Source organism: Paraburkholderia sp. IW21 (assembly GCF_041321145.1).
Classification (GTDB): Bacteria; Pseudomonadota; Gammaproteobacteria; order Burkholderiales; family Burkholderiaceae; genus Paraburkholderia.
Genome location: NZ_JBGGWA010000002.1, coordinates 70413 through 84265, shown reverse-complemented (window position 1 = coordinate 84265; position 13853 = coordinate 70413). Strand labels below are relative to the sequence as shown.

Here is a 13853-nt window from a genome sequence, read left to right as displayed (position 1 = left end):
CGCATCGGGCTGCGGCGCGCCGAACGCCTGCCGCACTGTCGAACGGGCCTGGTGCAGCTTACTTCCCTACCAGCAAGCTTGAGTCGTCGGTTCGATTCGTCCTCGCGCCATCGGCCTTGGGCATGACTTCCGAGTCGTTCAAGCCCTTGATGAGTTCCAGCGCCTGACGTTCGAATAACCGCCGGTACAGGCCGTTCTCAAGCTTGATCAGTGTCTCGTGACTGCCTTCTTCGATGACCTTGCCCTTGTCCAGTACCAGCAATCTGTCCAGCGCTCGCACGGTGGAAAGACGGTGCGCCACCACCAGCGTCGTGCGGCCCATCATCAGCCGCTCCATGGCCTGCTGGATCAGCACCTCGCTTTCACTGTCGAGACTCGAGGTCGCTTCGTCCAGAATCAGGATCGGCGCGTCCGCGAGGAACGCACGTGCGATGGCCACGCGCTGACGTTCGCCACCCGAGAGCTTGACCCCGCGTTCCCCCACCAGCGTGTCGTAGCCTTGGGGCAGCGCCGCGATAAAGTCGTGAGCACTCGCGAGCCTCGCAGCGCGTTCGATCTCGGCGCGGCTTGCGCCTGGCCGCGCATAAGCGATGTTCTCTGCCAGCGAGCGGTGAAACAGCACCGGCTCCTGCTGAACGATCGCGATCTGACTGCGCAACGATGCTTGCCGCACGCGGGCGATGTCCTGGCCGTCGATTGTGATCCGGCCTTCCGAAATGTCGTACAGCCGCTGGATCAGCTTGATGAAGGTCGTCTTGCCCGAACCCGAATGCCCGACCAGCCCGACGCGTTCTCCCGGCGCGATGCGCACGGAGAAGTTGTCATAGAGCGGCGTGGCTTTCGCGCCGTAGTGGAACTTGACGTGTTCGAAGCGAATCTCGCCTTTGCCGATCACGATCGGACCTGCGCCAGGGTGGTCCTCGATCCCAAGCGGCTGACTCTCCAGCGACACCAGTTCTTCCATGTCGTTGACCGAACGCTGCAAGTTGCGGATGTGCATACCCACGTCGCGTAAATAGCCTTGCAGCATGAAGAACATTGTCAATGCGAACGTGATGTCGCCGACGCTCGCCTCGCCGCGCACCCACAACAGCAGCGCGGCCCCGAGAATCGCAGCCTGGATCGCCACCAGCATGCCGCCCTGCAAGCCACCGTTGATCGTGCCACGAATCCACGTGCGGCGCGTGCGATGACGCCACTTGCCAATCACACGCTCAAGCAGGATTTCTTCGCGCGCTTCGGCGCCGAACGCTTTCACCACGCCGTTGCAACTGACCGCGTCGGCGAGGGCGCCCCCCATACGCGTGTCCCATGCGTTCGCAAGGCGCGCGGCGGGCGCAACGAAGCCGAGCGATATGGCAACGGTCACCGCGATATACAGCACGGAGCCGACGCCGACGACCGCGCCCATCACCGGCCAGCGCCAGCCGAGCAACGCCGTCGCGCCGACCAGCATGACCAGCGACGGGAACAGCGCGATCAAGAGCGTGTCGTTGAGCAGGTCGAGCGCCCACATGCCGCGTGTAATCTTGCGCACCGTGGAGCCGGCGAAGCTGTTGGCGTGCCAGTCCGTCGAAAAACGTTGCACGCGATGAAACGCGTTCGCGGCGATCTCGCTCATCATCCTGAGCGTCAGCTTGATGATGTTGAAGTACACGCCCTGGCGAAGCAGCGTGGCGCCGAGTCCAAGTGCGCTCAATACGCAGAAGGCCGTGATCGCCGCGTGCCATGCGACGGCGTTGCTGGCGGAGCCGGCTGCAATCGCGTCGACGAGCCGTCCGGCGAACATCGGCGTGAGCACGTCGGCTAGTGCCGAGAGCAGCACCAGCGCGGTAATCACGAAGATGCGCCAAGGCTGCTGCGCCCAGTGAAGGAAGGTGAAGCCGAGGACGTCCTTGAAGGCTTGTCCGCGAAAGTCGAGTTTTTTGCTAGTCATTTGTCACGACCCGGTGGCGCGTGAGCGCACCGAGGTTCCAGTCAGAAGCGAAAGGAAGAGACAGTCAGGCGTGCCGGAATGTACCGGCAATGAGACTACGGACTGTCTGGGAAGTGCGCGGACTGCGTGTTCAGGCAGAACCGCGTGAGCGACGACGCGACGACTTTAAGGTCGCGAGAACGGTCGTGAGACCATCCCAGGGACGACGATATGCACTGCGAACATGTGGCGCCTCCCTGTAGTCGAATGAGGTGAAAAAAGTAGACGGGGCGAGTACCCGAGAGCTGACTATATCAGCAGTATTTGGCGACTACAATCGTACGAAGATTTGGTGTTGACTTCGAAGCGCAGCAAGTGCAACTGCGGATCAATGCACCTGCGCGCGATCAAATTCGGTGATGCATGCAAAAACAAAAAAGCCCTCGACTTTCGTTCGAGGGCTTTCTCTTGCGGGTCACGCGAATCTGGTGGGTGGTACAGGGATTGAACCTGTGACCCCTGCCGTGTGAAGGCAGTGCTCTACCGCTGAGCTAACCACCCGAAGAGAGCCGAATTATGTCAGGGATTTTTCTCGTCGTAAAGTACTTTTTAAGCGGTTTGCGCATCCGCGGCAGGGGTGGGTTCGAGACGCCATACGCTCGTGCCTTTGATCGCCTTGTCGAGACCGTCGAGCACGGCTTGGTGCTCAGCGAGTTCGTCGTCGCTGGCGGAGATCACGACCAGTTCCAGTGAGTCGAGCGCGACACGCGGTGCGTGTGCATCGCCGCCACCGTGCAAGTCGCCGAGCATGTCGATGACGAGGCTTTCCTGACCGCGCGTCATCGCCAGGTAAACTTCGGCGAGCAATTCCGAGTCGAGCAGTGCACCGTGCAGCGTACGGTGCGCATTGCTGACGCCGAAACGGTCACACAGCGCGTCGAGTGAATTGCGCTTGCCCGGGAACATCTGCTTGGCGCGCGCCAAGGTATCGATGATCTCGCCGCAGTAGGTTTTCACCGGCGGCATACCCAGCAGCGCAAATTCGGCATCGAGAAAGCCGATGTCGAACGGCGCGTTATGAATGATCAGTTCCGCGTCCTGAATGAAATCGCGAATCTGATCGGCGATCTCGGCGAACTTCGGCTTGTCGCTCAAAAACTCGGTGGTCAGCCCGTGAACCGCCAGTGCGCCCGGATCGCTGTCGCGTTCCGGATTGATGTAGAAATGCAGGTTGTTGCCCGTCAGCCGACGGTTCACCATTTCGACGCAACCGAGTTCAAGGATCCGGTCGCCGGTTCGTGCATTCAGGCCGGTGGTTTCGGTATCGAGGATGAGTTGACGCATGTCGGATTAGCCTGCTTCAAAAAATGCTGAAAAAAGAAGGGCGCACGCTTGGATGCCGTAGCGGACATCCCGGCAGGCATCACATTTCCGCGAGTGACGCGACGCCGCGATTAGCCAACTGGTCGGCGCGTTCGTTTTCCGGGTGCCCATTGTGACCGCGCACCCAGCGCCATTCGATGTCGTGCTGCGCGACCAGCGCATCGAGCCGCTTCCACAGATCGGCGTTCTTCACCGGCTGCTTGGCAGCCGTGATCCAGCCTTTCTTTTTCCAGCCGTGAATCCACTCGCTGATGCCTTTTTGCACGTACTGCGAGTCGGTATGTACGACAGCTTTGCAAGGACGCTTGAGCGCCTCGAGCGCGGCGATCACACCCATCAATTCCATGCGGTTGTTCGTGGTGTTGGCTTCGCCGCCGAACAGTTCTTTTTCCTGGTCGCCGAAGCGCAGCAGCGCGCCCCAGCCGCCGGGGCCCGGGTTGCCTTTGCAGGCGCCGTCGGTATAAATATCGATGATGTCGGAAGTCATTGAGTGTGGTTGCGTGTGTTCGGTGTGGCTGCGGGCGCGAGGCCCGCAGCGAGGACAGGTTTCTTCACTTTCAGTGGGCCGACGAGGCGCATGCCGCGCACGCGCTTGATCGCCTTGATCATGTAGGTGGCGCCGAAAATCGGCCACCAGCGGTCGCCGGCGGCTTCCATGAAGCCATAGCGAGACAGCCACTGATCGCTGCCGAGCGGCGGACGATAGCAGCCGAAGCGCCCGCGTTCAAGGTCGAAACCCAGCAGCTTGATCCAGTCTTTCAGGCGCGTGAAGGCGATCAGATCGACTGCCGAGGGCACGAACGGCCGGCCGGTCATCTTGCCGACCGATTGACGCGCGCCCCACAGCGACAGCGAGTTGAAGCCGAGAATGATCAACTGGCCTTCGGGCATGAGCACCCGCTCCGCTTCGCGCAGCAGCCGGTGCGGGTCGCTGGTGAATTCCAGCGTATGCGGCATCACGATCAGGTCGACGCTTTGCGCTTCGAACGGTAAGTCGAGCAGATCGCACCAGACAGCGCTGCGTCCTGCCGGCGCGGGAAGCTCTTGCGAAGCGCCGTTGTTCAAGCCATTTCCGGCGCGCCCCAAGCCTCGCGGAAAAGTGTAGGGCGCGCTCGCGCCGCTGGCGGCATCGAGCACCAGCCCGCGGCACGGCATGCGGTTTTCGCGCAGTGCATCGAGTTGCGGCAGTCCGAGTTGCAGCGCATGGTAACCGAACACGTCCGACACCACGCGATCGAGCTGGGTCTGCTCCCAGTCGAGCACGTAGCGGCCGGGTGGCGAATCGGTCCAGGCGGGCCAGTCTATAATTGCTCGGTCAGTCATATCAGAGAATGCGTCGCCTATGAATGCGCTCGAGTACGTACCGGTCCCGGCGTTTGAAGACAATTACATCTGGGTCGTTTCCGACGGGCATCACGCGGTGGTCGTCGATCCGGGTGAGGCCGCCCCCGTGCGCGCCTATCTGGCGAAACGGGGTTGGCGGTTGAGCGCTATTTTACTCACGCACCATCATCAAGACCATGTCGGTGGGGTGGCCGATCTGCTGAATGGCCAGGTTGTTCCCGTGTACGGCCCCGCCGGTGAGGCGATCCGGCACGTCACACACCGTCTGGAAAATGGTGATCACGTGACGATTTCGGCGCCCGCGCTCGAATTCAGCGTGCTCGACGTGCCCGGTCACACGAGCGGCCATATCGCCTATTTTCAGGCGGCGGATCCGCGCGGCACGCCGCACGTGTTTTGCGGCGACACGCTGTTCGCGTGCGGCTGCGGCCGGCTGTTCGAAGGCACGCCCGCGCAGATGCTGGCGTCGCTGGATTCGCTGGCCGCGCTGCCTGGCGCCACCGAGGTCCACTGCGCCCACGAATACACGCTGTCGAACATCCGCTTCGCGCTCGCCTGTGAGCCGGGCAACGCCGAACTGCAGGCCTGGCGGGACAAGGCGAGCGAATTGCGCGCGCGTCAGGTGCCGACGCTGCCCACCACCATCGCCCACGAACGCGCAGTGAACCCGTTTTTGCGCGCCGGCAATCCGGTGGTTCAAGCGACGTTGAAGGAGCAGCTGCACGAAAAAGTGCCTGATCGATTAACGGCGTTCACGCTGATGCGCGAATGGAAAAACCGCTTCCGTTGACCCGGTTGGCATAAGGGTGTTCCTCACGCGAAGAATCGCAAAAATTCGCCAAGCCTAAGATTTGCTTGGTTTTTTCGTAATTTCCGATTGACGTAAACGGCTTCGTTTCGTACTATCGGCTGCAAATTCCAGCCCTTGTGGAAACCGAGACGTTCATGCGATTTATCTTAAGTGCGTTGTTGGTCCTGACACTCGCCGCTTGCGCGAGCCAGGGACCGGCGACGAATAGCGCGACCACCGCAACAACCCCCGCCAGTCAGCAAGCCGTAGCCGACGCCCTTCGTAAGACAGCCACCGCCAAAGAGACGATCAACGTCGACCAAGGCTCGGTCACTCAACTGACGAGCGCGGACGCCGACTTGTGGAGTCGTATTCGCCGTGGTTTTCAAATGCCGGATCTGCAAACCGACCTCGTCGACATGCAGGTCAACTGGTATGCGCAGCGTCCGGACTACGTGCAGCGCATGACCGAGCGCTCGCAGAAATACCTGTACCACATTGTCGAAGAGCTCGAAGCGCGCCATATGCCGACCGAGCTTGCCTTGCTGCCGTTCATCGAGTCAGCGTACAGCCCGCAGGCGTTGTCGGTGGCGAAGGCGGCCGGTATGTGGCAGTTCATGCCGGGCACGGGCCGCACCTACAACCTCAAGCAGAACATGTGGCAGGACGAACGCCGCGACGTGCTGGCTTCAACCAGCGCCGCGCTCGACTACCTGTCGCGTCTGCATGACATGTTCGGCGACTGGCAACTTGCGCTCGCCGCGTACAACTGGGGCGAGGGCAACGTGCAGCGCGCGATCGCCCGCAACGAGGCGGCGGGGCTGCCCACCGACTACCTCAGTCTGCGCATGCCGAACGAGACGCGCAACTACGTGCCGAAACTGCAGGCGGTGAAGAACATCGTGATGAACCCGCAGATGTACGGGCTCACGCTGCCGCCGATTCCGAACCACCCGTATTTCGTGACGGTCACCACCGCGCACGATATCGACGTGGACACGGCGGCGAAACTCGCGAATATGTCGCTGGACGAATTCCGTTCGTTGAACCCGTCATTCAAAAAGCCGGTGATTCTCGGCGCAACGCAGCCGCAAATCCTCTTGCCGTTCGACAACGCGAGCGCATTCGAACGCAATCTGAAGTCGTACTCCGGTTCGCTGTCGTCGTGGACTACTTATACGGTCACGGAGCGCGCGGCGCCGGCGGCGATCGCGCAAAAGATCGGTGTCGACGCCGACACGCTGATGGAAGTGAACAAGATTCCGGCAGGCATGCGTCTGAAGCCGGGCTCGACGATCGTCGTGCCACGCGGTTCGGACGACGACGAGGACATCAGCGCGGACGTCGCCGAAAGCGCGGTGCTGGCAATGGAGCCCGACGTTCCCGATACCCGCAAGATGCTGATCCGCGTGCGCCGCAATCAGTCGATGGCGGCTCTTGCATTGCGTTATGGTGTCTCGGTTGGTCAGGTGAAGGCATGGAATCGCACGCATCGCGATCACGTTTCGCGTGGCCAGGTGATCGTACTGCACGTGCCGGTCGGCAAGGCTATGCCGAGCGAACCGGGTCCGGAGCGTATCGCGACCGACGTGCAGGGTGGCGGGGTCGAGAAGATCGGCACCCGCGTCGCAGACACGAAGAGCGATTCGCGCTACGATAAGAAAAGGGGTCGTGGCCGCTCCGCCGTGATAAAGGTGTCCGAGCCGGTAGGCAAGGCCGGCAAGCCGACCGCGTCCGGCGCCAGCAAGGGCAAGGTGACGAAGGTGTCGGCTTCCACGTCCAGCAAGGCGTCGAAGGCCGCGGCAGATAGCCGCCCGAAGACCGCGGCCAACGCGAAGAAGGGTAAGTAGACCAAAAGCGGCTCCCACGGTAGTGACCACATGCGTTGCGGGGGCAGCGCATGAATTGCGCTCCGATCACGCACCGTGTTTTTTCAACGCCGTCACCAGTGGTGACGGCGTTTTTCATTGTGCGGATCATTGCGGGCGGGTTTGGCGGATTTCCTTTATCGTTCCTGCTTCGGCCAGGCCGGCCGCCTAATTCAAAGCCTATGTCGTCGACCCAGTTGCGCGTTTTTCTGCTGTTTTCCGCCGGTTACTTCGTTTCGTACGTGTTTCGTGGCGTCAATCTCGGCTTTGCGCCCTTCATCACGCACGATCTCGGTTTGTCGGCCGCCAACCTGGGCGTGCTGACCAGTCTGTATTTCCTCGGCTTCGCGGGGGCGCAGATTCCGGCCGGCGTGCTGCTCGATCACTTCGGCGCGCGTCGCGTGACGGCGCTCAACATGCTGTTTGCCGCGCTCGGAATATGGGTGTTCGGCGCAGCGCACAGCGTCGGCATGATGATGTTCGGACGGTTGCTGATCGGCGTCGGCGTCTCGGTATGTCTTGGCGCTGCCTTCAAGGCGTTGGCGCAGCATTTCGAGCCAGGGCGTCTGCCGTTGATGAACGGGCTGGTGATGGCGGTCGGCGGCTTCGGCGGCGTGATGGTCGGCTCGCCGCTGACCTGGGTGCTGACGTTTGCGAGCTGGCGCGCGGTCAGCGTCGGGTTGGGCCTGCTAACCGTGCTGGTGGCGGTGGCTCAGTGGACGCTCGTGCCTGACACCAGGGAAACTCACCGCCAGGCCAGCATCGGCGCCCAGTTCAAAGGAACCCTGCATATCCTGCGAAGCGCGGCGTTCTGGAAGATCGGGTCGTTTTCCATCGTCACGCAAGGCGTGTTCTACGCGATGCAGTCGCTGTGGGTCGGCGCCTGGCTGCGCGACGTGCAGGGTTTCGCGCCGGGTGAAGCGGCGTCGCTGGTGTCGATTCTCGGCTTCGCGATGATGGCAGGCTGCGTGGGTTTCGGCGCGGCGGCGCGCAGCCTTGAGCGACGCGGCATCTCGCTGTATGTGTTTTGCGGCATCGGCATGGCGCTCTACGTGCTGACCCAGTTGCTGATTATGTTCAGCGTGCCATTGCCGGCGAGCCTGCTGTGGGCGGCGTACGGGATTTTCGGCGGCACCGGCATTCTCAGCTACGCGGTGATGGCACGGCACTTTCCGGCGCAGATGATCGGCCGGGTGAATACCACGCTGACACTGATCATCTTTCTGCTGATTTTCGGCTTCCAGATCGGCGTCGGGGCGGTGCTGACGCGCTGGCCGGCCAGCGGCGGCCACTATCCGCCAGCTGCGCATCTGACCGCCTGGGGCATTCTGGTGGCGTTGCAAGTGTTGAGCGCCATCTGGTACGTGCTGCCTGGCCGCACGCGGGTTCGTCCGACGCACCTGCACGCCGAACAGGAGGCTTGAGGCACCCGCATGCGGTTCGCGGGGTGGGGTGTCATATTTACCGATTCTATCCCGATTCTGGCTCGTGCAAAACTTGCCCGATGGCTTCCGAGGCATATGCAGCAAGACTTTGGTCGGGTTCGGGGCGGGCTCTGCTACGCCGGCTCGCCATCTCGGATTTGGAGGGAAGGGTAGTTTCACGCTATAATTCCAAGGTTTGAGCTTATCAACCCGCACCCTAGCGCCTACCTCTCCCATACCGTTCATCCGCCGCGCGCTTTTGACGCCCCGCACCCAGCCGATCCGTCCACACAATGGACCCATCGCGCCCTTTGCGACGTCACCAGCAGTACGCGAGCGAGTCTGCGCGCGCATCGTGTCGATGCGTTTCGCTGCGGCTCGCAGTCGGATAGACAGGTCGGCAACAGGGTGTTCCCCCAAGGAGTCTCCCGTGTTGCCGTCATTTTCTCCCGCTTTGCTCGCACTCGCCGACGGCACGGTCTTTCGTGGTTACTCGATCGGCGCCCCAGGGCATACGATCGGCGAAGTCGTGTTCAACACCGCTATCACCGGCTATCAGGAAATCCTGACAGACCCGAGCTACGCGCGCCAGATCGTGACCCTCACGTATCCGCATATCGGTAACGTCGGCGTGAATGCCGAAGACGTCGAAGCCACGAAAGTCCATGCCGCCGGCCTGATCATTCGCGATCTGCCGGTTCTCGCGTCGAACTTCCGCATGGAGCGCACGCTCCCGCAATACCTGAAAGACGAAGGCGTCGTTGCCATCGCCGGACTCGACACCCGCAAGCTGACCCGCGTGTTGCGCGACAAGGGCGCGCAGAACGGTGCGATTCTCGCCGGTTCGGATGACGAAGCCAAGGCAATCGAACTCGCGCGCTCGTTCCCGGGTTTGTCGGGTATGGACCTCGCGAAGGTCGTGTCGACGAAAGAAAGCTACGAATGGACCCAGACCGAATGGCGTCTGGGCACGGGCTACGGCAAGCAGAATGCGCCGAAGTACCGCGTGGTCGCTTTCGATTACGGCGTCAAGTACAACATCCTGCGCATGCTGGCCGAGCGTGGCTGCCACGTCACCGTGCTGCCGGCGCAAGCCTCCGCGGCTGACGCGCTCGCGCTCAACCCGGACGGCATCTTCCTGTCGAACGGCCCCGGCGACCCGGAGCCGTGCGACTACGCAATCGCTGCCACCAAGGAACTGATCGAACGCGGCATTCCGACCTTTGGCATCTGCCTCGGCCACCAGATCATGGGCCTCGCGCTCGGCGCCAAGACCCTGAAGATGAAGACCGGCCACCACGGCGCGAACCATCCGGTAAAGGATCTTGGCGACGGCCGGGTGGTCATCACGTCGCAGAACCATGGCTTCGCAGTCGACGCCGACACGCTGCCGGCCAACGCCCAAGTCACGCACATTTCGCTGTTCGACGGCACGCTGCAAGGCTTCGCACTGACCGACAAGCCGGCCTTCTGCTTCCAGGGCCACCCGGAAGCGTCGCCCGGCCCGAACGACATCGCCTATCTGTTCGACCGCTTCACGGCGTTGATGGACGAAAAAAAGGCGGGCAAGACCGCAGCGGCTTAGGTCTTGTGAAGCGCCCCAGCGGCGCGCGGCTCGCAACGCGATCGGCGCACTCAGGGCGAAGCACGGCGAGCCGCACAAAACAGAGCGCGCGCAACGTAATAACGACGCGCGCCGACGGAAAGAATTCAGGAATACATTAGCGAGAGCGTTATGCCCAAGCGGACAGACATCAAGAGCATCCTCATTATCGGCGCGGGTCCGATCATCATCGGCCAGGCGTGCGAGTTCGACTACTCGGGCGCGCAGGCATGCAAGGCGCTGCGCGAGGAAGGCTACAAGGTCATTCTCGTCAACAGCAATCCGGCGACGATCATGACCGACCCGAACACGGCCGACGTGACCTACATCGAGCCGATCACGTGGGAAGTGGTGGAGCGCATCATCGCCAAGGAACGCCCGGACGCGATCCTGCCGACGATGGGTGGCCAGACCGCGCTGAACTGCGCGCTGGATCTCCACGCGCACGGCGTGCTGGAGAAGTACAAGGTCGAGCTGATCGGCGCCTCGCCGGAGGCGATCGACAAGGCCGAAGACCGTCAGAAGTTCAAAGACGCGATGACCAGGATCGGCCTCGGTTCGGCCAAGTCGGGCACTGCGCATTCGATGGAAGAAGCGCTGCAGGTTCAGGCCGACATCGCTGTGCAAACGGGCAGCGGCGGTTATCCGGTCGTGATCCGTCCGTCGTTCACGCTCGGCGGTTCCGGCGGCGGTATCGCGTACAACCGCGACGAATTCGAAGAGATCTGCAAGCGCGGCCTCGATCTGTCGCCCACGCGCGAACTGCTGATCGAAGAATCGCTGCTTGGCTGGAAAGAGTACGAGATGGAAGTGGTCCGCGATAAAAAGGACAACTGCATCATCGTTTGTTCGATCGAAAACCTGGACCCGATGGGCATCCACACCGGCGACTCGATCACCGTCGCGCCGGCGCAAACGCTCACGGACAAGGAATACCAGATCCTGCGTAACGCATCGCTCGCGGTGCTGCGCGAGATCGGCGTCGACACCGGTGGTTCGAACGTGCAGTTCTCGATCAATCCGAAAGACGGCCGGATGGTCGTGATCGAAATGAATCCGCGTGTGTCGCGTTCGTCGGCATTGGCGTCGAAGGCCACCGGCTTCCCGATCGCGAAGGTCGCGGCGAAGCTCGCCTGCGGCTATACGCTCGATGAGTTGAAAAACGAAATCACCGGCGGCCAAACCCCGGCATCGTTCGAGCCGACCATCGACTACGTCGTCACCAAGATCCCGCGTTTCGCATTCGAAAAATTCCGCGAAGCCGATTCTCGCCTGACCACGCAGATGAAGTCGGTCGGCGAAGTGATGGCTATCGGCCGTACCTTCCAGGAATCGTTCCAGAAGGCGCTGCGCGGTCTGGAAGTCGGTGTCGACGGGCTGGACGAGAAGACCGATAACCGCGACGAGATCATCCGCGAGATCGGCGAAGCCGGTCCGGATCGCATCTGGTACGTCGGCGATGCGTTCCGTATCGGCATGACGGCAGAGGAAATTTTCGAAGAGACTTCGATCGATCCGTGGTTCCTCGCGCAGATTGAACAGATCATCCTGAAGGAGAAGGCGCTGGCCGGTCGCACGCTGGCAAGCCTGTCGAAGGAAGAACTCAAGTATGTGAAGCAAAGTGGCTTCTCGGATCGCCGCCTCGCCAGGCTGCTCGGCGCGAAGCCGCCGGAAGTGCGGCAACGCCGTATCGAGCTGAACGTGCGCCCGGTGTACAAGCGCGTCGATACGTGCGCGGCGGAGTTCGCAACGAAAACAGCGTACATGTACTCCACGTACGAAGACGAGTGCGAAGCGAACCCGACCAACAACAAGAAGATCATGGTGCTGGGCGGCGGCCCGAACCGGATCGGCCAGGGCATCGAGTTCGACTACTGCTGCGTGCACGCCGCCCTCGCCATGCGCGAAGACGGCTACGAAACGATCATGGTCAACTGCAACCCTGAAACCGTTTCGACCGACTACGACACGTCCGATCGTCTGTACTTCGAATCGCTGACGCTCGAAGACGTGCTCGAAATCGTCGATAAGGAAAAGCCGGTTGGCGTGATCGTGCAATACGGTGGTCAAACGCCGCTGAAGCTCGCGCTCGATCTCGAAGCGAACGGTGTGCCGATCGTCGGCACGTCGCCGGACATGATCGACGCGGCTGAAGATCGCGAGCGTTTCCAGAAGCTGCTGCAGAACCTCGGCCTGCGTCAGCCGCCGAACCGCACCGCGCGTGCCGAAGACGAAGCACTGAAGCTGGCCGACGAAATCGGCTATCCGCTGGTGGTGCGTCCGTCGTACGTGCTGGGCGGCCGCGCCATGGAAATCGTCCACGAGCCGCGCGACCTCGAGCGCTACATGCGCGAGGCCGTGAAGGTGTCGAACGATTCGCCGGTGTTGCTCGACCGCTTCCTGAACGACGCGATCGAATGCGACGTCGATTGCATCTCCGACGGCGAAGCCGTGTTCATCGGCGGCGTGATGGAGCACATCGAACAGGCGGGCGTGCACTCGGGCGACTCGGCTTGCTCGCTGCCGCCGTACTCGCTGTCGAAGGAGACCATTGCCGAGCTGAAGCGCCAAACCGGCGCAATGGCCAAGGCGCTGAACGTGATCGGCCTGATGAACGTGCAATTCGCGATTCAGCAAGTGCCGCAGGCGGACGGTTCGAAAGAGGACGTGATTTACGTGCTCGAAGTGAACCCGCGTGCGTCGCGTACCGTGCCGTATGTCTCGAAGGCGACCAGCCTGCCGCTCGCGAAGATCGCGGCGCGCGCGATGGTCGGCCAGACGCTCGCGCAACAGGGCGTGACGAAGGAAATCGATCCGCCGTACTTCAGCGTGAAGGAAGCGGTGTTCCCGTTCGTCAAGTTCCCGGCAGTCGATCCGGTGCTCGGACCGGAAATGCGTTCGACCGGTGAAGTGATGGGCGTGGGTCAGACGTTTGGCGAAGCGCTGTTCAAGTCGCAGCTCGCGGCAGGTTCGCGTCTGCCGGAATCGGGCACGGTGCTGCTGACCGTGATGGACGCCGACAAGCCGAAGGCGGTCGAAGTCGCGCGCATGCTGCACGAACTCGGCTATCCGATCGTTGCGACCAAGGGTACGGCTGCCGCGATCGAAGCGGCCGGCGTACCGGTCAAGGTCGTCAACAAGGTGAAGGACGGCCGTCCGCATATCGTCGACATGATCAAGAACGGCGAAATCGCGCTGGTCTTCACCACGGTCGACGAAACCCGCGCGGCGATCGCCGATTCGCGTTCGATCCGCATGAGCGCACAGGCGAACAAGGTCACGTACTACACGACAATGTCTGGCGCACGGGCCGCAGTGGAAGGTTTGCGCTATTTGAAGAACCTGGAAGTCTATGATTTACAAGGCCTCCACGCTCGCCTAAACTAAGGCTTCGAATACCTGTCCAAGATGTAAGTGCCGCGGTTAAGCGGCGTTCCGCAGGTGCTTGGGCCCGGGCTTTGTCCCGCGCTCTGGCCCTCGCGGAATGCACTTAACCGCGGTGATTTTTTTTACGGCTGTTTTTTGC

The 13853-nt window shown here is 61.9% G+C and carries 9 protein-coding genes and 1 tRNA gene; 5 read left to right on the top strand and 5 right to left on the bottom strand.

Translation table 11 applies throughout. The features are described from left to right. Positions 1–58: 58 nt before the first annotated feature. The 5 genes from ACAX43_RS04175 to ACAX43_RS04155 form a co-directional block, all read right to left on the bottom strand. Complete coding sequence (locus ACAX43_RS04175) at positions 59–1936, bottom strand: ABC transporter ATP-binding protein (RefSeq protein ID WP_370707171.1); 1878 nt, start codon at positions 1934–1936, stop codon at positions 59–61. 465 nt (positions 1937–2401) lie between these two features. Next, positions 2402–2476: transfer RNA gene (locus ACAX43_RS04170), tRNA-Val, on the bottom strand. A gap of 48 nt (positions 2477–2524) precedes the next feature. After that, on the bottom strand, positions 2525–3259 hold the full coding sequence (dnaQ, locus tag ACAX43_RS04165) for a DNA polymerase III subunit epsilon (protein ID WP_370707170.1): 735 nt from the start codon (positions 3257–3259) through the stop codon (positions 2525–2527). A gap of 79 nt (positions 3260–3338) precedes the next feature. Continuing rightward, positions 3339–3785 carry a ribonuclease HI gene (rnhA, locus tag ACAX43_RS04160; protein ID WP_370707169.1) on the bottom strand — a complete coding sequence of 149 codons (447 nt, stop codon included), beginning with the start codon at positions 3783–3785 and terminating at the stop codon, positions 3339–3341. Beyond that, positions 3782–4621, bottom strand: coding sequence for a class I SAM-dependent methyltransferase (locus ACAX43_RS04155; RefSeq protein WP_370707168.1), 840 nt, complete (start codon positions 4619–4621; stop codon positions 3782–3784). The genes rnhA and ACAX43_RS04155 overlap by 4 nt, the downstream gene beginning before the upstream one ends. 19 nt (positions 4622–4640) lie before the next feature. Here ACAX43_RS04155 and gloB point away from each other — a divergent pair, with 19 nt between their 5' ends. The 5 genes from gloB (at position 4641) to carB (ending at position 13714) form a co-directional block, all read left to right on the top strand. Continuing rightward, positions 4641–5432 carry a hydroxyacylglutathione hydrolase gene (gene gloB, locus ACAX43_RS04150; protein WP_370707167.1) on the top strand — a complete coding sequence of 264 codons (792 nt, stop codon included), beginning with the start codon at positions 4641–4643 and terminating at the stop codon, positions 5430–5432. A gap of 155 nt (positions 5433–5587) precedes the next feature. Continuing rightward, complete coding sequence (locus ACAX43_RS04145; protein ID WP_370707166.1) at positions 5588–7282, top strand: transglycosylase SLT domain-containing protein; 1695 nt, start codon at positions 5588–5590, stop codon at positions 7280–7282. 200 nt (positions 7283–7482) lie between these two features. Further along, a complete protein-coding gene (locus ACAX43_RS04140) occupies positions 7483–8724 on the top strand; it encodes a nitrate/nitrite transporter (RefSeq protein WP_370707165.1) in 1242 nt (413 codons plus the stop codon). A gap of 430 nt (positions 8725–9154) precedes the next feature. Then, a complete protein-coding gene (gene carA / locus ACAX43_RS04135) occupies positions 9155–10309 on the top strand; it encodes a glutamine-hydrolyzing carbamoyl-phosphate synthase small subunit (protein ID WP_370707164.1) in 1155 nt (384 codons plus the stop codon). Between the two features lie 150 nt (positions 10310–10459). Further along, entirely contained in the window at positions 10460–13714 is a 3255-nt protein-coding gene (gene carB, locus ACAX43_RS04130) for a carbamoyl-phosphate synthase large subunit (RefSeq protein ID WP_370707163.1), read from the top strand. Positions 13715–13853 lie beyond the last annotated feature (139 nt).